This is a genomic window from Mesorhizobium sp. P2_A8 (assembly GCF_056404935.1).
In genome coordinates, this window is the sequence record NZ_JBFUDB010000001.1 from 227458 (window position 1) to 245678 (window position 18221).

The window sequence follows — 18221 nt, forward strand, 5'->3', positions numbered from 1 at the left end:
TTCGTGGCGCCACAAGCGAACAACGATCGAACACCGCCGTGGCGCAATACGAAAGTGCAGTCGGAAATTGACCTTGGAAGAGGACGTTACAATGCAGAGATTCAACCTTCAGACAATCGAAACGGCGCCGGAAAAATCCAAGCCTGCACTGAAGGCGCTGGAAGAGAGATTTGGCTTCCTTCCGAACGCGCTGGCGACGATGGCGAACAATCCGGTTCTTCTCAACGGATTCGTCGGCATCTTCGGCAGTTTTCACGGCGGCAGCTTCGACGAGATCGAAAAGCAGGTCCTACTGCTTACCAACGCGGTCACGATCAAATGTCCATGGACCGTTGCGGCGCATTCGACCTTCGCCATCGAAGACGGGATTGCCGAAAGCGAAGTCAAGGCAATCCGTGATGGCCGGTTGCCGAGAGATCCCAGATATGCGGCACTCTCGGCGCTGACGAAGGCGCTGATCGAGAACAGAGGAAACGTGAGCGATGCGGACATCGACGCGTTTACTTCGGCGGGCTATTCGAAGGCCCAGATCCTGGAAGTGGTGACCGGTGTCGGCATTTCCACGGTGGCGGCAACCACCACCAACATGGCCGGCACGCCGATCGAGGAACGCCTCCAGCCCCAGGCGTGGTCCGCGGCGGCCTGAGCCAATCGGCATCGCATGGATTGGCCGACGCCATCCATGCGATGTCGGGGCATATGCGCCGTGTACGGTGCAGGGGGTTGCGAGGATATGATCCATGAAATCGGCGAAAATCACGACCAACATGATGCCGAACCTAGGCGTGCTCCTGCGCCACTGGCGTGATCTGCGTGGCAGCAGCCAGCTCGACCTGTCACTCGATACCGGCATTTCGCAAAAGCAGATCAGCTTCGTCGAAAGCGGCCGCAGCGTTCCCAACCGCCAGACCTTGATGGCCATCGCCCAGGCGCTCGATATCCCCTTGCGCGACCGCAACACATTGCTGCTGGCGGCAGGCTATGCGCCGATGTTTTCCGAGAGCGAGTGGGACTCCGCCGAGATGAAGAGCGTGACCAATGCGTTGCAGCGCATGTTGCGGCAGCACGAGCCATTTCCCGCCGTGGTCATGGATCGATACTGGAACGTGCTCATGACCAACGAAGCCACGCCGCGCTTCTTCGGCTGTTTCATCGACATCGCCGCTCGCCAGGGACCGCGCAACATGCTGCACCTGATGTTCGATCCTCAGGGCATGCGTCCGTTCATCGCCAATTGGCAGGATGTGGCGAGGAGTTTGTTCGAACGTGTCTATCGCGAATCCATCGGCCGTGTTGTCGACGAGAAGACCAAGGCCTTGCTGGCAGAACTGCTCGCCTATCCGGACGCGAAAAGTGACTGGAAGAACCCCGTGGCGATCGGTTTCATGCCCGCCATTCCATTGGGTTTCATCAGGGGAGACCGGGTCCTCAACTACTTTTCGATGGTCACCACGGTGGGCACGCCGCAAACCGTTGCCGCTCAGGAACTGCGCATCGAGTGCATGTTCCCGGCGGACGAGGCGACCGAGATCCATCATGCCGAGATGATGGCGGCCGCCGGTAACCGGTAGCGTGCAACGGACGGGCTGCGGACCTGCCGCTTGCCTAGACTAGGCGACGGGCGCTGCCAGTGCCGGCGCGGACTTCGCTGTTTCCTTGCGTACGATCGGCGCCACCCTGGTGCCGTAGAGTTCGATCGCCTTCATGATCTTGGCATGCGGCATGGTGCCGATCGCCATCTGCAGCAGGAAGCGGTCGTTGCTGAAGATCCTGTGCTGGGCGACGATCTTTTCGGCCACCTGCTCCGGATTGCCGACGAACAGGGCGCCATTGGGACCACGCGACTGGTCGAAATGCGCCCGCGATGTCGGACCCCAGCCGCGCTCACGCCCAATGCGGTTCATCACTTCGGCCTGCGGACCGTAGAAATCATCGGCCGCCTGCTCGGTGGTTTCGGCGATGAAGCCGTGCACGTTGATGCTGGTTGCGAGGCCTGCCGGATCGCTGCCGGCGCGCCTGGCGGCCTCACGGTAGAGATCGAACAGCGGCGCGAAACGCGCCGGCTCGCCGCCAATGATGGCGAGCGCCAGCGGCAGGCCGAGCGCACCGGCGCGCGCTGCCGATTGTGGCGTCCCGCCGATGGCGATCCAGACCGGCAGCCTGTCCTGGAACGGCCTCGGATAGACGCCACGATCGTTGATCGGCGCCCGCAGATTGCCGGCCCAGGTGACCTTTACGCTGTCACGGATGGCAAGCAGCAGGTCGAGCTTTTCGGCGAACAACTCGTCATAGTCCTCGAGATTGAAGCCGAACAGTGGGAAGGATTCGATGAACGAACCGCGGCCGGCCATGATCTCGGCACGGCCGCCCGACAGAAGGTCGAGCGTGGCGAATTGCTGGAAGACGCGCACCGGATCGTCGGAAGACAGGACGGTGACCGCGCTGGTCAGCTTGATGCGCTTCGAGCGCTCGGCGGCAGCGGCCAGCGCCACCACCGGTGCCGAGGCCGCATAGTCGGGCCGATGATGCTCGCCGAGACCGAAGACGTCGAGGCCGACCTGATCGGCCAGTTCGACCTCCTCGATCAGGTTGCGCAGCCGCTCACGCGGGCCGATGGCGCCCAGGCCCGGCTGCGGGCTGACGTCGGCGAAGGTGTAGAGACCGAGTTCCATTCGAATGTCATCCTGGTGTTGGGTTTTCCGGCTAGAGCAATTCCAGGAAAAGTGTGAAACGGTTTTCCGTCCGGATTGCGTGAAAACAGAGTGAAAGAGCGGTTCACCGTTTTGGTGAACCGCTCTAGAGGTAGCGACGCGTCAGCCGCGCCGCCAGAGGGGCGGACGGTGAACAGTGCATGTCGGTTTCGCCCGAAAAGGCGTCTCCCGACTGCAACAACCCGGAATTTCATGGCTGGCATGCCGTTTTGGCGCTTGAACTCTCGGTATTCGCGCGTATGTAAGCGTCGCGAATTGACTTCAGGGAAGTGGACTTGGCTATCTACAGGGAAAAAGACATTTTCGAGCGGCGCAATGCCGCGAACGAGGCAAAGAAGGCGCTTCTGGAGCGCTTCAAGTCAAAGCCGGCGGCAGACGATCCTGCGGTGCAGGCACGACAGGCCGAACGCAAGGCGATCCTAGAGGCTCGCCAGATACGCGAGGCTGAAAAGGCCAGGCTGAAGCAGGAAAAGCTGGCACGCGAGGCGGTCGAGAAGGCCGAGCGCGAGGCAGCAGCCGAAGCGGCACGTATCGCGGCCGAAGAGGCGGCACAGGCTGAAGCCAAGATTCGGGAAGCCGAAGAAAACGAGCGCATTGCCCGTTTGCTGGCCGACGAAGCCGAACGCAAGGCCAAGCGCGACGCACGCTATGCGGCGCGCAAGCAGCGCACGGGCAGGACGCCTCCAGGCTTCTCCGCCCGCTAGCCTCCAGCTACGAAGCATCCGCTTCGAGAATCAGGGTCGCCTTGCAGCGGCCCTGAACGTGTTTGTCCGATGCATGTCGCCCCAAAAAGGTCGCCCCGGTTTGGGAGGACGACATGCATCAAAACAAGAACCTGAAGCGCGTCGCCACGCGCTTCAGGGGTATGATCAGGCTGCGAACTTAAGTCCCATGATGCCGCAGACGATGAGCGCGATGCAGGCCAGCCTGACCGCGGTGGCCGGCTCGCCGAGCAGCCAGATGCCGAGCAGAGCCGTACCGACGGTGCCGATGCCGGTCCACACCGCATAGGCGGTACCGACGGGCAGCGTCTTCAGCGCCAGGCCGAGCAGGGCGAGGCTGACGATCATCGAGGCGACGGTCAGCACGGTCGGCACCAGTTTCGAGAAACCGTCGGTGTATTTGAGGCCGATTGCCCAGCCGATTTCGAACAGGCCGGCAAAAAACAGAAGAATCCACGACATCGACAACGCTCCATCGGAGCATAGGGCCGAATTCGATTTTCGGAATCCGATGCTCAATCAACAATGGCGGGTCGTCCCGGCCGGAATTTCGGGGAAAGCGCGAGGTCGTCCCCGCCACGCCAACATAGGAATTTCGAGCGCTCGATCAACAACGACCGGCAACAACGTCGCCGGTCGCAATCGGTCCCGAAGCGGATGGCCGGACCTACTTGTCCTTGAGCTTCATCGCCTTGACCGGCGGCGCCTTCAGGGCCGGCGCCGCGGCGGGCTTCTTGGCGTCCTTTTTCGGCTTGCGGGCTTCCTTGCCTGCCTTCATCGCACCTTTAGCCATGATTCGTTCCTCCTGATGTGGAAAGCGAAGTGAAACAAGAGAAACGTCCGACTGCAAGAGGTCAGCGCCTGTCGATGCCGCCAGTCGGCCGCTTTCAACCGGTTTCTAATTTGCTCGTAAACCGAGCCGGTCCGTGCCATGGTTGTCTTCGCACTGCAGCATCAGCCCGGCTTTTCGCTGGGCGATGAACAGGCAGGCCGGTCAGGACGACAATGCGAATCCACATCGGCTGCGAGATGAGCTTCGACTTTCCGCAGGAAACGCCGCTCATCGCGATGCTGAATGTCCACTATTCCCGCGCCTCCGATCTCGAGCGGCCGGACTTTTTGACCACCAATCCGCCGGTGCCGATCGAAAGCTATCGCGACAGTTTCGGCAATTGGTGTAACCGGTTCGTCGCCCCGCCCGGGCGCTTTACCTTCGGCACCGACGCGGTGATCCGCGATCCCGGCACCTTCGAGATGGGCGACCTGATGGCATGGCAGCACGAGGTGCGCGACCTGCCGGCGGACACGCTCCTGTTTCTGCTGCCCAGCCGTTTTTGCGAAAGCGATCTGCTGGCGAGCGAAGCGTGGCGCCTGTTCGGCCACACGCCGCTCGGCATTGCGCGTGTGCAGGCGGTCTGCGATTTCGTCCACAATCATATCGTCTTCAACTACGGCAATGCGCGGCCGACACGCACCGCGGCGGAAGCCTATCGCGAGCAGAGTGGCGTGTGCCGCGATTTCGCGCATCTCGCCGTCACCTTCTGCCGGGCGCTCAACATCCCGACGCGCTACTGCACCGGCTACATCAGCGACATTGGCACGCCAAAGCCGTGGTCGAGCATGGATTTCGCCGCCTGGATGGAAGTCTATCTCGGCGGCCGCTGGCATGTCTTCGACCCGCGCAACAATGCGCCGCGCATCGGCCGCATCCTGATCGCCTCCGGCCGTGACGCCGCCGACGTGCCGCTGACCCATATTTTCGGGCCGGGCACGCTTGCTGGTTTCAAGGTGTGGACCGACGAGATCCTCGGATAGTCGCCGTCTTCCGCCCGCCCCCCCTCTCTAACGACCGACCTCATTACCCAGCGCCGTTTGAACAAGCCGACAGTTCGCGCGTTGTGATGCCTGTGGAGCTTTGGCGGTCTGGCCGTTAGTCTGGGCGCCTTGAACGGGACAACAGCATGGCCGGGCATGGCGGCTCAAAAAGGGTGATCTACGCGGCGCTCGCCGGCAATCTCGCCATCGCGCTGACCAAGTTCGCCGCCGCCTTCTTCACCGGCAGTTCGGCGATGCTGTCGGAAGGCGTGCACTCGCTGGTCGATACCGGCAATGGCGGTCTGCTGCTCTACGGCATGCATCGCGCCGCCCGCCCGGCTGATCGCACACATCCACTCGGTCACGGCCGAGAGCTCTATTTCTGGAGCTTCATTGTTGCCCTCCTGGTCTTCGCGCTGGGCGCCGGGGTGTCCTTCTATGAGGGCGTGGTGCACATCATGGCACCTGAGCCGGTCGCCAACGCTGAGGTGAACTACATCGTTCTCGGTCTGTCTTTCCTGTTCGAGGGCAGTTCCTGGCTGGTGGCGCTGAAGGAGTTCCGCCAGCAGAAGGGCAAGCAGGGTTGGCTGCAGGCCGTGCAATCGAGCAAGGATCCGAGCGTCTACACCGTGCTGTTCGAGGACAGCGCCGCGCTGCTCGGCCTTGTCGTCGCCTTCGCGGGCATCCTGGCAGCGGAATTGCTCGAGATGCCGGAACTCGATGGCGCCGCCTCGATCGGCATCGGATTGATCCTGGGCGCGACGGCGATTTTCCTGGCCCGCGAAAGCAAGGGCCTGCTGATCGGCGAGCCGGCCTCACCGGAGGTGCAGAGACAGGTGCTGGCGATCGTCCAGCAGGATCCTGCGGTGCAGAAGGCAAACGGCGTTCTGACCGTCCACATGGGGCCGCAAGAGATCGTCGCCGGCCTCAGCATCGAATTCGAGGATCACCTGACGGCGCCCGAGATCGAAGCCTGTGTGGAGCGTATCGAGAAACGGCTGAAGACAGAGATGCCGGAGATCACGCGGCTGTTCGTCAAGCCGCAGACCACGGGCACCTGGGAACGGCGGCGCAAGCTGATCGAATCCGCATCCGATCCGGTTCTGGACTAGCGCTGCGCCGTTGCCTCGCGGCTTTGCCCAGCTAAGATTGAGCCCAGGCAGGAGTGATTTTGGAGGAGCGACGATGAAAATCGACGGCGGCTGCCATTGTGGCGCCATCACCTATGAAGCGGAGATCGACCCGGAAAAGACCTCGATCTGCCACTGCTCGGACTGCCAGAAACTGACCGGCACGGCCTTTCGCGTATCGGTGCGGGTCCCCGAAGAGAACTACAGGATCACCAAGGGCACACCGAAGGTTTACATCAAGGTTGGCGACAGCGGCGCCAAGCGCGCACAGGGCTTTTGCGGCGAGTGCGGCTCGCATCTCTACGCCACATCGGTTGGCGACGGGCCGAAGGTCTATGGCATCCGGGTCGGCACCGCGCGGCAACGCGATGAGCTGGTTCCGCGGACGCAATACTGGCACCGCTCTGCACTGCACTGGCTGCCTGAATTTCAGGGCATGAGGACCGTGGAAGAGCAGTAGCGCTGCTGCCCGGTTCAGTCGTCGCCTTCGACGACCCTCAGCCTGAGCTGCCCGGTCTTCGAATCGGCAACGCGGGCGCCAGCTTCGACCTTCGCAGCGGGAGGCCGTGAAGCGGCTTCGGGCCCGGCCTCGCCGTCGGGCTGCGCGCCGAACTCCAGCGCCTCGATCTTCTGGCCACGCTTGGTCACCTTCGACGTCGAGACGAGGATGTCGTCGATGTCCTTGGCCGACTGGCCGAAATGAACCTGCAGTTTGCGCACCCGCTCGTCGACACGCGCAACGTCCTCCATCAGCCGGATGACCTCGCCCTGGATCAGATGCGCCTGTTCGCGCATGCGCGCGTCCTTGAGGATGGCCTGAATGACCTGGATAGACAGCATCAGCAGCGACGGCGAGACGATGACGACGCGGGCGCGGTGCGCCTTGTGGACGATGGCCTCGAAATTCTCGTGGATCTCGGCGAACACCGATTCCGACGGCACGAACATAAAGGCGGTGTCCTGCGTCTCACCCTGGATCAGGTATTTTTCCGATATATCGCGGACATGGATCTCGATGTCGCGGCGAAAGGCCTGAGAGGCGATCTTCTGCAGGTCGGCGCCATCGGCGGCGCGGATGGCGTTCCAGGCTTCGAGCGGAAATTTGGCATCGATGGCAAGCGACGGCGCGCCGTTCGGCATCTTCACCAGGCAGTCGGGCCGGCTGCCGTTCGAGAGTGTGGCCTGGAACTCGTAGGCGCCATGCGGCAGGCCGTCGGCAACGATGGCCTCCATGCGCGACTGGCCGAAGGCGCCGCGCGTCTGCTTGTTGGAGAGGATCGCCTGCAATTGCACGACCTGGCCGGCGAGCGACTGGATGTTGCCTTGCGCGGTATCGATGATCGCCAGCCGCTCCTGCAATTTGGCCAGGCTCTCATGCGTGGATTTGGTCTGCTCGGTCATGGTCTGGCCGAGGCGGCCGGTCATGGCGTCGAGGCGCTGGCCGATCGACTGCGTCAGTTCAGCTTGCCGTGCCCCGAACACTTCGGCGATGGCGCCCATGCGGCCCTGCATCTCGGCCTGGGACTGCAGGATGCCGGCCATCCGCGCCTCGGCGTCGCGGGCATGATCGGCCGCTTCGGCGGCGGCGACGGCGCGCGCCTTGGCCGACCGCCACAGCGCGATGACCAGCGCCACGAACAGGCCAAGAAACAGCAACACGCCGAAAGCCAGCGCATGGCCGAGCGTGATCGTGGAAGCGCCAAGCCGCGCGACAGGCTCCGAAAGGATGGATGTCAGATCATTCATGTGGACAGCATAGCCGATTCGGTCGGCTGGCACAGATCAAAACGTGAACGCTGGCAAGGCGCCCCGGTTGACGCTTTTCGCTGGAGGTCTTAGGTGGAACGCCATGCCGATCAAGCCGCTCATCATCCTTCCCGACCCCATCCTGCGCCAGGTTTCCAAGCCGGTGGAGCGCGTCGACGGGCCTTTGCGCAAATTAGCCGACGACATGCTGGCGACTATGTATGACGCGCCCGGCATCGGGCTGGCGGCAATCCAGATCGGCGAACCGGTGCGCATGCTGGTGATCGATCTGGCCAAGGAAGACGAGACGCCGGCGCCGCATGTCTTCATCAACCCGGAAATCCTGAGCAGCGCCGACACGCGCTCCGTCTACGAGGAAGGCTGCCTGTCGATCCCGGACTACTATGCCGAGGTCGAACGCCCTGCCACTGTCCGGGTCAAATATCTCGACCGTGACGGCAAGCTGCAGGAGACCGAGGCCGAGGGCTTGATGGCGACCTGCCTGCAGCACGAGATCGACCACCTCAATGGTGTCCTGTTCATCGACCACATCTCGAAGCTGAAGCGCGACATGGTGGTGAAGAAGTTCAAGAAGCTCGCCAGGGACAAGTCGCCAGGCAAGATGGTGGGATAGGGGAATGCCCCTTCGCGTCATCTTCATGGGCACGCCGGAGTTTTCGGTGCCGACGCTGCGCGCGATCGCCGAGGCCGGACATGAGGTTGCCGCCGTCTATACCCAGCCGCCGCGCGCCGCCGGACGGCGCGGCCTGGAGCTGACGCCGTCGCCGGTGCAGAGCGAGGCGGGGCGGCTGGGCATCGAGACGCGCACACCGGTATCACTCAAGGGCGAGGCCGAGCAGGCCGCCTTCCGCGTCCTGCAGGCCGATGTCGCCGTCGTCGTCGCTTATGGCTTGCTGCTGCCGAAGGCGGTTCTGGAGGCAACCCGGCTTGGCTGCATCAACGGCCATGCCTCGCTTCTGCCGCGCTGGCGGGGTGCCGCGCCCATCCAGCGCGCGATCATGGCCGGGGACAGCGAAACCGGCATGATGGTGATGCGCATGGAAGAGGGCCTGGACACCGGTCCGGTGGGAATGGTTGAAAAATGCGCCATCGAACCCGATATGACAGCCGGCGATCTGCATGATCGATTGATGAGTGTCGGTGCTGCACTGATGGTGGAAGCGCTGGCGCGACTGGAAAGGAACACCCTGACATTTACTCGCCAAGCGGTGGATGGGGTGACCTACGCCAAAAAAATCGATAAATCCGAGGCTCGCGTGGACTGGACTCGCTCGGCGGGCGCGGTCCACAATACCATCCGCGGCCTGTCGCCCTTTCCCGGTGCCTGGTCCGAGATAGAAATTGGCGGCCGCTTGGAGCGGCTCAAACTGCTTCGCTCGACGCTGTCGCAAGGCGCCGGCGAGTCGGGAGGAATTCTCGATGGCCGGCTGACGGTCGCCTGCGGGGCAGGCGCGATCAGTCTGGTCGAAGTTCAACGGGCGGGCGGAAGGCCCGCTGCCGCGTCGGAATTCCTGCGCGGGGCCAAGATCGAAAAAGGAATGAGATTCTCATGAGCATGATGTCGATACGCGCGGCGACGCCGCGAGATCGCGAGGCCATCCGCCTCGTCGAGGAGCACGCTTTCGGCCAGCAGGCGGAGGCCGGACTGGTCGACGCGCTGGTTACCGGCGGCGACGCCGTCACCGAACTGGTGGCGGAAGAAGACGGCCAGGTGGTCGGCCACATCCTGTTTTCGCGGCTGTTCGTCCAGAGCGGCGGCAAGAACTTTGCCGCCGTGGCGCTCGCGCCACTGGCGGTGGAACCTTCGTTCCATGGCAGCGGCATCGGCGGTGCGCTGATCCGCGAGGCGCATATCCGCCTCAAGGACGCCGGCGAGACGCTGGCCGTCGTGCTGGGCGATCCGGCCTACTACAGCCGTTTCGGCTACAGCCATGAACGCGCCGAAAAGTTCGAGAGCGAGTACCAGGGCGAGGCACTGCAGGCACTGGCCTGGGGCGACGCCCCGGAAGCCGGCAGGCTGGTCTACGCCTCGGCCTTCGGCTCGGCGCTCGCCGCGTAAGCGGCAACAGCCCTGGAGCCGGATGATTTCAGGTCGAATCGACATGAAATCTGAATCCGCCTCTACCTCAGAGAGATAGAGCATGATGTCGTCCGAAAGCCGCATCACACGTTTCGGCATCATGCTCTAGCATGCCGCGTTTTCGCCTCGACATCGAATATGACGGCAGCCTGTTTGCCGGCTGGCAGCACCAGGCGGATCAGCCTTCGGTGCAGCAGGCGATCGAGCAGGCGATCGAAAAATTCTGCGGCGAAGAGGTCCGGTTGCGCGCCGCCGGCCGCACCGATGCCGGCGTGCATGCGACCGCCCAGGTGGCGCATGTCGACCTCGTCAAGGCGTGGCCGGGCGACAAGGTGCGTGACGCCATCAACGCCCATCTGCAGGCGGCCGGCGCGCGCATCGCTATCCTGAAGGCTGCGGTCGTCGACGACAGCTTCGACGCGCGCTTCTCGGCCACCGGCCGCCACTATCTCTACCGCATCCTCAACCGCCGCGCGCCGGCAGCGCTCGACAAGGGCAAGGTGTGGTGGGTGCCGAAGCGGCTTGACGCCGGTGCCATGCACGAAGCGGCAAAAGTCCTGCTCGGACGGCATGACTTCACCACCTTCCGTTCGACCCAGTGCCAGGCAAACAGCCCGGTCAGGACGCTGGAGCGGCTCGATGTGAGCCGGCAGGGCGACCTGATCGAGGTGAAGGCTTCGGCGCGCTCTTTCCTGCACAATCAGGTGCGCTCGATGGTCGGCTCTCTCAAGCGCGTCGGCGAAGGCGGCTGGACCGTCGCCGACCTGAAAGCGGCGCTCGAGGCACACGACCGGGCCGCCTGTGGCCAGGTGGCGCCGCCCGATGGGCTGTTTCTGGTGGGCGTCGACTATCCGGAGACGAGCCCGGAAAGGCTCTGAGGCCCGACATCGTCCGGCACGGTGATGCCGAGAAGGATTTGCAAGCCGAACAGCACCAATAGCGAGGCGATGAACATGCCGACGAAAACGGCGGTGCCGACCGCGGCACCCTTGCCAATGGTGGCGTTGGTCATGCGCCAGGTCAGCGCCATCGACAGGGCAAACAACAGCAGCGACACCGCGCTTGATATCTGGCTTGCGGACGACAGGAAAAGCCTGATCAGCGCCGAGGGCAGCATCAGCCAGGCGGTGATGGCGGAAGCCCAGTTGCTGGCAACGACATAGTGGACGAAGCGGCCGCCAATCCCGGCGCGCGGCGCGACCAGGGCCAATGCGATGAGCGGCAGCACCCAGGAGCCGATATCGACCGTCGCCAGGCGCACCAGCATGCTGAAGCGTCCGGCGAAGGCGTCGGGATCGCCGATCTCATTGGCGATGCCGACCCAGCCGACCACCAGCGGCGGTGCGGCAACGATGATGGCGAAAAAGGAATTCCAGAAGCCGTCGGCCGACAGGTCGAGCAGGCGCAGGCCGTCGGCCTTGCCGAGCATCAGCCGCCAGGCACCGGTCAACGAAGCTTGGGTTTCGTCCGCCGAAAGCATGCTCATCCCTGCCCGAACCAGTCTTCGATGAAGCGCTGGTAGATTTGTGTCAGCGTTTCGAGATCGGCAATGGCGACGCGCTCGTCGACCATGTGCATGGTCTTGCCGACCAGCCCGAACTCGACCACCGGGCAATAGTCCTTGATGAAACGCGCATCGCTGGTGCCGCCCGAGGTCGACAGCGTCGGCTCCTTGCCGACCGCCGACTTGATCGAGCCGCGGAGCGTTTCGATCAACTTGTCGTCGCGGGTCAGGAAGACATGGCTCGGCCGGTCGCGCCAGACGAGGTCATAGTCGACCGGCGTCTTCTTGCCGGTCCGGTACTTCTTGCGTTTGGCCGCCTGATCGAGGCGATTGTGGATTTCCGCCTGGACGGTCTCAGCCGTCCAGGTGTCGTTGAACCGGATGTTGAAGGTCGCGGTCGCCTTGGCCGGAATGACATTGGTGGCCGGGTTGCCGACATCGATGGAGGTGACCTCCAGATTGGTCGGCTGGAAATCCCTGGTACCCTTGTCGAAGACAGGATGCAGCAAGGCGTCGACCAGGCTCATCAGCCCGCGCACCGGATTGTCGGCAAGCTGCGGGTAGGCGACATGGCCCTGGCGGCCATTGACGGTGATGGCGCCGGACATCGAGCCGCGGCGGCCGATCTTGATCATGTCGCCAAGCGCGTCCGGGTTGGTCGGCTCGCCGACGATCGAGGCATCCCATTTCTCGCCCCTGGAAGCCGCCCATTCGAGCAGCTTGACCGTGCCGTTGATGGCCGGCCCTTCCTCGTCGCCAGTGATCAGCAGCGAGACTGACCCCTTCGGGCCGCCATTCTTTTCGACATGGCGCGCTACGGCGGCAATGAAGCAGGCAATGCCGCCCTTCATGTCGACGGCGCCACGGCCGTACATCTCGCCATTGGCGATTTCGGCGCCGAAGGGCGGATGCGTCCAGGCGGCTTCGTCACCGACCGGCACCACGTCGGTATGGCCGGCGAACATCAGATGCGGGCCGTTGCCGGAACGCCTTGCATAGAGGTTCTCGATATCCGGCGTGCCGTCTTCGGAAAACACGGGGCGATCGACCAGGAAGCCGAGCGGTTTCAGCATCGTCTCCAGCGCGGTGAGCGCGCCGCCTTCGGCGGGCGTCACCGAAGCACAACGGATAAGGGCAGCAAGGTTTTCGGCGGGATCGGTCGGAAGCGTCATGGCAAAAGCGATAATCGAAAGCGGGGGGCCTGTCACGGCCAGACATAAGGGCCAGTGATGGCGCCGACATTATGGTTTTCATGTCGTATAGTTGCGGCCCGGTGCGGAGCGACAGATGGCAAACGCGGACAGAAGGATCGTCGTTGCCGGCGCCGGCAGCATCGGTTGCTATGCCGGCGGCTGCCTGGCGCTCGCCGGACGGCGGGTTACCCTGTTGGCGCGGCCGCGCATCGAGGCGGCGTTGCGGCTGGGCGGATTGCGGGTCAGCGACCTCCAGGGCCGCGACCGCTCGGTCAAGCGGGAGGCGCTTGTCGTCACCGCCGATCCGGCTGTCGCCCTGCCGGAGGCGGATGTGATCCTGGTGACGGTCAAGAGCGGCGCGACGCAGGATATGGCAGACCTCATCAGGGCCCACGCCCGCCCCGGTGCGGTGGTGATCAGCCTGCAGAACGGCGTCGACAATGCCGACAGGCTGCGCACCGGGGTCGACGGCCGAACGGTGCTGGCCGGCATGGTGCCGTTCAATGTGGTGCAGTCTCGCGACGGCGAGCTGCCGCTGCGCGTGCTTCGCGCCAGCGACGGCAAGGTGATGATTGAAGACGGCGACGCCGGCCTGGTCAGCCTTCTCGGCGTCGAAGGGTTTGCGGTCGAAGCGCATGGCGACATGAGGGCCGTGCTGTGGGGCAAACTGCTGATGAATTTGAACAACGCGCTGGTGGCGCTGTCGGACCTGCCGCTGGCAACCGAACTCGCCGACCGTCGCTGGCGGCTGATCCTGGCCGGCCAGATCGACGAGGCGCTCACGGCGATGAAAGCGTCCGGCATCGAGCCGGCGCGGATCGCCGGCTTGCGGCCGGCGCTGCTGCCGACGGTGCTCAGGCTGCCGGACTGGCTGTTCAGGCTGCTGGCGCGGCGCATGCTGGCAATCGACCCGCAAGCCCGCTCGTCGATGTGGGACGACCTGCAGCGCGGCCGACCGACGGAGATCGATGAATTGCAGGGGGCTGTCCTTAGCCTCGCCGAAAAGGCGGGTACGCCGGCGCCCGTGTTGAAAAGGGTTACCGCGCTGGTGCGCGAGGCGGAAGCGAGGCGGCCTGGGTCGCCGGGGCTGGCGCCGGAGCAGGTTGCTGCCCCGCAGGGTGGGCGTCGATCAGCGTGATCTTCTGCCAGATCTTGCGCGACAGGTTGGATGCCAGGTTCTCGATGTCGTTGACGCCGTCGATGACCACGTCGTCATTGACCGACTGCGCGAACAGCGCCGCGATCTTGCCGGTGATCGACAGCATTTCGGAGCAATAGTCGAGGTAGCGCGCCAAGTCGGCGGCATTGGTGATGCGGGCCGGCGAGTGCGAGGTCGGCTTGAAATTGACTGAGAGGGCTGCCGGATCCTTGGTCAGCTGGTGCATGTCGATGACATGGATCAGCGAGCGCAGGCCGTGCAGCTGGCGAAACACCCGCTTGCGCTTGATGCGCTCCTCGGTGCGGATCAACGCCATGAAGCCGAGCACAGCGAGGATCATCATGTTGATCGTGGCTTCGATGCCTTGCACCGACTGCACCGCATCATCGGCCCGGGAGATGTGAATGAGCGGCAGGATGGTGCCGACGAACAGGAAGATCAGCGCGCCGGCGACGACGGCGGCGACGATGAGCCCGCGCAGCCACCAGATCGGCGCTTCGAGCGCCTGAGCCGCCTTGGTCAGATCGCGCGACAGCGACACCAGTTCGGCGGCGACACCGCGCAGTCCAGCCTCGGGAAAACGGTCGGCAACGCGGCCCTCCAGCCGTTCGGCGGTGTCGATGATCAGTTTCGGATCAAGCGTGCGGTAGCGCATGGCTGTTGGCGCTCAGGACTCTGCCGGCTCGTTGGTGCGCCGGCCGTAGCGGTTGGGTCCAGGCTGCCCTGGAAACAGGCACAAGACAAGGAAGGCGACGATCGAGACCACCGGCACGAACAGGATCAGCGCGGCAATGCCGGGCTTGTCGAGGTCGTGCAGACGCTTCACCGCCAGCACGATGTTCGACCACAGCGAGGCGATGAAGGCGATGAAGAAGATGAACGACCACATGTTGCTCTCGGCCGAGCCTTCCGGCACCAGCGTGAAGCGGTAGAGCGGAAAGGCCTGTATGATGGCGACGAGCAACCCGCCAAGAAAATAGGCCGCGCGACTGACGCGGCCCGAGGTTTTGAAGAAAAGCCAGGTGAGATTCGATCTGTCAGGCAAGCGGGTCCGGTCCATATTGATTGGCACCCCTGGTGCCTTCGAGAATGCCGCACTCGACCAGAAACCAGATCCCGCCGATGATCGGCACGAGGATGATCAGGCTCCACCAGCCGGACTTGCCGCGATCGTGCCAGCGCTTGGCGTAGACGGCGAAGATCGAATAGAGCATGGCGAGCGAGTAGAGCAAATAGATAAAGCCGTAGGGCATTTGGTTGAACGTCGTGCCGAGTATGTTGTCGAGGATCATCGCGATGATCCCACCGACAAACACAACGCCGACACAAGCCCAGAACTTGGCACGGTTGATGCGACCCTCGTAGCTGGTCAGCAGATACTTCCAGTCCATGTCACCCCTCCATCAGTCACGCGCGACTCATTGTCGCGCCGGCGGAAGGTGCGTCCGTTTCCGGAAAAGATCAATCGCGCAGCAATTCGTTGATCGAGGTCTTGGAGCGGGTCTTGGCGTCGACACGCTTGACGATGACGGCGCAGTAGAGGCTTGGCCCCCAGTTTTCGCCCGGCACGTTCTTGCCGGGCATCGTACCAGCCACCACGACCGAGTTGGGAGGCACTTCGCCGTAGAAGACCTCACCGGTGGCGCGGTCGACGATCTTGGTCGACTGGCCGATGAAGACACCCATGCCGAGCACCGAGCCTTCGCGCACGATGCAGCCTTCGACCACTTCCGAGCGCGCGCCGATGAAGCAATTGTCCTCGATGATGGTAGGACCGGCCTGCATCGGCTCCAGCACGCCGCCGATACCGACGCCCCCCGACAGATGCACGTTCTTGCCAATCTGGGCGCAGGAGCCAACCGAGGCCCAAGTATCGACCATGGTGCCGCTGTCGACATAGGCGCCAACATTGACGAAGGACGGCATCAGCACTGCGCCCGGCGCGACATAGGCGGAACGGCGCACGATCGACGATGGCACGGCGCGGAAGCCGGCCTTCTCGAAGTCCACGGCGCTCCAGCCGTCGAACTTCGACGGCACCTTGTCCCACCACACGGCCTGGCCGGGGCCGCCCTTTATGATCTCCATCGGGTTGAGCCGGAAGGACAACAGCACGGCCTTCTTCAGCCACTGGTTGACGTGCCACTTGCCGTCGGCCTGCCGCTCGGCGACGCGGGCGGTGCCGCGGTCGAGCAGGTCGAGCGCCGACTGGATGGCGTCGCGCGTCTCGCCACGGGTCGCAGTCGAAATCGTGTCGCGTTCCTCGAAGGCCTTCTCAATGGTCTTTTCGAGGCTCGCCAGATCGGGCTTCGACATGAATTCGCTCCATTACCAAGCTGTTAAGGGGCTGCGCCTTAACCTGTTTTGAAAGTCGCGCGGACCCCTGGCAGGCTTTGCCTGCCTGGGCCTTTGCATGTAGCAGGTTCTTGTCGCAAAACCGCCGGACACTTTTGCGGAACCTGCTTATGTTAAGGCTCAATGGGGGTCAATCGCGGCTGCGCCATGGGACGGCGCAACTGAAGAATTTGGACGGGTAAGACAATTATGACTCCTATGGAAAAGGCGGGATGGACCCCGCTGCCGCATTCGGACGAGGATCTGGAGCGGTCGAAGAGCGTGCCGGACACGCCGCAGACGCGTGCCGAGACATACCGGCTGGCCTGGAACGATCCCGAATTCATGACGCGGCGCGAATTGCGCGCGGTCAGGCTGCAGCTCGAACTCTTGAAACCGGAAATGATCCTGGCCGAACGCGGCATCCGTTCAACGGTGATCCTATTTGGCGGCGCACGCCTGCCGGAGCCCGGCGGCGAGGCCTGGGCGGCCAAGAACGAGACGCAGAGGAAGAACCTCGAGGAAAACAGCAAATATTACGAGGAGGCGCGCAAGTTCGCCCGCCTCTGCTCGCAGCAGTCGGCTGCTTCATATTACCGCGAGTATGTCGTGGTGACCGGCGGCGGGCCCGGCGTTATGGAAGCGGGAAACCGTGGCGCCGACGACGTCGGCGCGCCGTCGATCGGCCTCAACATCGTCTTGCCGCATGAGCAGGCCCCGAATATCTACGTGACGCCGGAGCTCTGCTTCAACTTCCACTATTTCGCCATCCGCAAAATGCATTTCGTCATGCGCGCCAAGGCTGTCGCGGTGTTTCCCGGCGGCTTCGGCACGATGGACGAATTCTTCGAGACACTGACTCTGATCCAGACCGGCCGCATGGAGCGCGTGCCGGTGATCCTGTTCGGCAAATCCTTCTGGAAACGGGCGATCGATCTCGATTTCCTCGCCGAACAGGGCACGATCAGCCCCGGCGACCAGGACATCATCGACTTCGTCGACACCGCCGACGAAGCCTGGGGGATCATCAGCCGCTTCTACAATCTGTGAGAGCAGGCAACGTCCCGCCGAACACGGACGAACCTACGCCGTAACTTCGACGATCGCCGTCAGGAAGCTCGCCAGATCGTCGGTGACGAAATCGACATCATCCTCGTTGGCCGGGTCGCGCTCCCAGATCTCGGAAAAGGTCGGCTCGAAATTGCGTGGCACCACGAGCACCGTGGTCATGCCCAGCGACTTCGGCACCGCAAGGTTGCGGGCAAGATCCTCGAACATCACCGCATTGTGGCCGGTGACGGCGTGAAGTTCGGCGAACTTCTCGTAGGTCTGGCGCGCCGGTTTGGGATTGAGCCCGGCGGCGACGATATCGAAGATGTCGTCGAAATGGTCGAGAATGCCGAGCTGGCGCGCGGTGCGTTCGGCGTGCCTGCGGTCGCCGTTGGTGAAGATGAACTTGCGGCCCGGAAGCTGGCGGATGGCGGTGCCGAGAACGGGATCGGGCACCAGCCATGAATAGTCGATGTCATGCACTTTTTCGAGGAAATCGTCGGGATCGATGCCGTGGCGTGTCATCAGCCCGTTCAACGTCGTGCCGTATTCCTGATAGAGCTCCTTCTGCAACTTGCGCGCTTGCTCTCGCGGCAGCGCCAGCAGTTCGCCGACATAGGCGGTCATCTTGACGTCGATCTGCGAGAACAGATTCGAATGATGCGGATAGAGCGTGTTGTCGAGGTCGAACACCCAGTCGGTGACATGGGCGAAGCGGGCGGGATCAGGCAGCGTGGTCATGCGCTCCTTATGGCA

Annotated in this window: 23 protein-coding genes; 12 read left to right on the top strand and 11 right to left on the bottom strand. The window is 63.5% G+C overall.

The features are described from left to right. The first annotated feature begins 91 nt into the window (after nt 1-91). Nucleotides 92-646 carry a carboxymuconolactone decarboxylase family protein gene (locus AC1D10_RS01090; protein WP_477268345.1) on the top strand — a complete coding sequence of 185 codons (555 nt, stop codon included), beginning with the start codon at nt 92-94 and terminating at the stop codon, nt 644-646. A gap of 94 nt (nt 647-740) precedes the next feature. Further along, nucleotides 741-1571, top strand: a complete 831-nt coding sequence (locus AC1D10_RS01095; protein ID WP_477268347.1) for a helix-turn-helix domain-containing protein — start codon at nt 741-743, stop codon at nt 1569-1571. A 39-nt stretch (nt 1572-1610) separates the two neighbouring features. Here the strand turns inward: AC1D10_RS01095 and AC1D10_RS01100 are convergent, their stop codons facing one another. Then, nucleotides 1611-2672, bottom strand: coding sequence for an LLM class flavin-dependent oxidoreductase (locus tag AC1D10_RS01100; RefSeq protein WP_477268349.1), 1062 nt, complete (start codon nt 2670-2672; stop codon nt 1611-1613). A gap of 314 nt (nt 2673-2986) precedes the next feature. Between AC1D10_RS01100 and AC1D10_RS01105 the strand changes: the two genes are divergently transcribed. Beyond that, nucleotides 2987-3415, top strand: coding sequence for a DUF6481 family protein (locus tag AC1D10_RS01105; protein ID WP_091575699.1), 429 nt, complete (start codon nt 2987-2989; stop codon nt 3413-3415). A 165-nt stretch (nt 3416-3580) separates the two neighbouring features. Here AC1D10_RS01105 and sugE read toward each other — a convergent pair whose 3' ends face one another. Next, entirely contained in the window at nt 3581-3895 is a 315-nt protein-coding gene (sugE, locus tag AC1D10_RS01110) for a quaternary ammonium compound efflux SMR transporter SugE (RefSeq protein ID WP_477268352.1), read from the bottom strand. Between the two features lie 205 nt (nt 3896-4100). Continuing rightward, nucleotides 4101-4226 carry a hypothetical protein gene (locus AC1D10_RS01115; protein ID WP_258591069.1) on the bottom strand — a complete coding sequence of 42 codons (126 nt, stop codon included), beginning with the start codon at nt 4224-4226 and terminating at the stop codon, nt 4101-4103. Between the two features lie 212 nt (nt 4227-4438). On the opposite strand from AC1D10_RS01115, the gene AC1D10_RS01120 reads away from it, so the two are divergent. The 3 genes from AC1D10_RS01120 (at nt 4439) to AC1D10_RS01130 (ending at nt 6838) form a co-directional block, all read left to right on the top strand. Then, on the top strand, nt 4439-5248 hold the full coding sequence (locus AC1D10_RS01120) for a transglutaminase-like domain-containing protein (RefSeq protein WP_477268354.1): 810 nt from the start codon (nt 4439-4441) through the stop codon (nt 5246-5248). Between the two features lie 146 nt (nt 5249-5394). Next, complete coding sequence (locus tag AC1D10_RS01125; protein ID WP_477268356.1) at nt 5395-6360, top strand: cation diffusion facilitator family transporter; 966 nt, start codon at nt 5395-5397, stop codon at nt 6358-6360. 73 nt (nt 6361-6433) lie between these two features. After that, the gene (locus AC1D10_RS01130) at nt 6434-6838 is read left to right on the top strand and encodes a GFA family protein (protein ID WP_477268359.1); all 405 of its coding nucleotides are present in this window, start codon (nt 6434-6436) and stop codon (nt 6836-6838) included. Between the two features lie 14 nt (nt 6839-6852). Here AC1D10_RS01130 and AC1D10_RS01135 read toward each other — a convergent pair whose 3' ends face one another. Further along, a complete protein-coding gene (locus tag AC1D10_RS01135) occupies nt 6853-8124 on the bottom strand; it encodes a DNA recombination protein RmuC (protein ID WP_477268361.1) in 1272 nt (423 codons plus the stop codon). A gap of 103 nt (nt 8125-8227) precedes the next feature. Here AC1D10_RS01135 and def point away from each other — a divergent pair, with 103 nt between their 5' ends. The 4 genes from def to truA all read left to right on the top strand — a co-directional run bounded on the left by def (nt 8228) and on the right by truA (nt 11103). Further along, nucleotides 8228-8758 (top strand): peptide deformylase, encoded by a 531-nt coding sequence (gene def / locus AC1D10_RS01140; protein ID WP_477268363.1) that lies wholly within the window; start codon nt 8228-8230, stop codon nt 8756-8758. A gap of 4 nt (nt 8759-8762) precedes the next feature. After that, complete coding sequence (gene fmt, locus AC1D10_RS01145; protein WP_477268365.1) at nt 8763-9698, top strand: methionyl-tRNA formyltransferase; 936 nt, start codon at nt 8763-8765, stop codon at nt 9696-9698. Then, nucleotides 9695-10204: a GNAT family N-acetyltransferase gene (locus AC1D10_RS01150; protein ID WP_379105031.1), complete on the top strand. Its 510-nt coding sequence runs from the start codon at nt 9695-9697 to the stop codon at nt 10202-10204. The genes fmt and AC1D10_RS01150 overlap by 4 nt, the downstream gene beginning before the upstream one ends. Before the next feature lie 131 nt (nt 10205-10335). Further along, nucleotides 10336-11103, top strand: a complete 768-nt coding sequence (gene truA / locus AC1D10_RS01155; RefSeq protein WP_477268368.1) for a tRNA pseudouridine(38-40) synthase TruA — start codon at nt 10336-10338, stop codon at nt 11101-11103. Here truA and AC1D10_RS01160 read toward each other — a convergent pair. Both AC1D10_RS01160 and dapE read right to left on the bottom strand, forming a co-directional pair. Further along, nucleotides 11073-11705 (bottom strand): transporter, encoded by a 633-nt coding sequence (locus AC1D10_RS01160; protein WP_379105033.1) that lies wholly within the window; start codon nt 11703-11705, stop codon nt 11073-11075. The genes truA and AC1D10_RS01160 overlap by 31 nt on opposite strands. Nucleotides 11706-11707: 2 nt before the next feature. Beyond that, entirely contained in the window at nt 11708-12901 is a 1194-nt protein-coding gene (gene dapE / locus AC1D10_RS01165; RefSeq protein WP_477268370.1) for a succinyl-diaminopimelate desuccinylase, read from the bottom strand. Between the two features lie 115 nt (nt 12902-13016). Here dapE and AC1D10_RS01170 point away from each other — a divergent pair, with 115 nt between their 5' ends. Further along, a complete protein-coding gene (locus AC1D10_RS01170; RefSeq protein ID WP_477268372.1) occupies nt 13017-14060 on the top strand; it encodes a 2-dehydropantoate 2-reductase in 1044 nt (347 codons plus the stop codon). Here AC1D10_RS01170 and AC1D10_RS01175 read toward each other — a convergent pair. The 4 genes from AC1D10_RS01175 to dapD all read right to left on the bottom strand — a co-directional run bounded on the left by AC1D10_RS01175 (nt 13960) and on the right by dapD (nt 16397). Continuing rightward, nucleotides 13960-14736, bottom strand: a complete 777-nt coding sequence (locus AC1D10_RS01175; RefSeq protein WP_477268374.1) for a hypothetical protein — start codon at nt 14734-14736, stop codon at nt 13960-13962. The two genes, AC1D10_RS01170 and AC1D10_RS01175, sit on opposite strands and share 101 nt — an antisense overlap. Nucleotides 14737-14748: 12 nt before the next feature. Then, on the bottom strand, nt 14749-15126 hold the full coding sequence (locus tag AC1D10_RS01180; RefSeq protein ID WP_256752423.1) for a DUF805 domain-containing protein: 378 nt from the start codon (nt 15124-15126) through the stop codon (nt 14749-14751). Next, entirely contained in the window at nt 15119-15472 is a 354-nt protein-coding gene (locus AC1D10_RS01185) for a DUF805 domain-containing protein (protein WP_477268376.1), read from the bottom strand. The genes AC1D10_RS01180 and AC1D10_RS01185 overlap by 8 nt, the downstream gene beginning before the upstream one ends. Nucleotides 15473-15542: 70 nt before the next feature. After that, nucleotides 15543-16397: a 2,3,4,5-tetrahydropyridine-2,6-dicarboxylate N-succinyltransferase gene (dapD, locus tag AC1D10_RS01190; protein ID WP_379105039.1), complete on the bottom strand. Its 855-nt coding sequence runs from the start codon at nt 16395-16397 to the stop codon at nt 15543-15545. A gap of 228 nt (nt 16398-16625) precedes the next feature. Here dapD and AC1D10_RS01195 point away from each other — a divergent pair, with 228 nt between their 5' ends. Further along, on the top strand, nt 16626-17465 hold the full coding sequence (locus AC1D10_RS01195; RefSeq protein ID WP_477268379.1) for an LOG family protein: 840 nt from the start codon (nt 16626-16628) through the stop codon (nt 17463-17465). Nucleotides 17466-17498: 33 nt separating this feature from the next. Here the strand turns inward: AC1D10_RS01195 and AC1D10_RS01200 are convergent, their stop codons facing one another. Further along, nucleotides 17499-18206, bottom strand: coding sequence for a pyrimidine 5'-nucleotidase (locus tag AC1D10_RS01200; RefSeq protein WP_477268381.1), 708 nt, complete (start codon nt 18204-18206; stop codon nt 17499-17501). Nucleotides 18207-18221 lie beyond the last annotated feature (15 nt).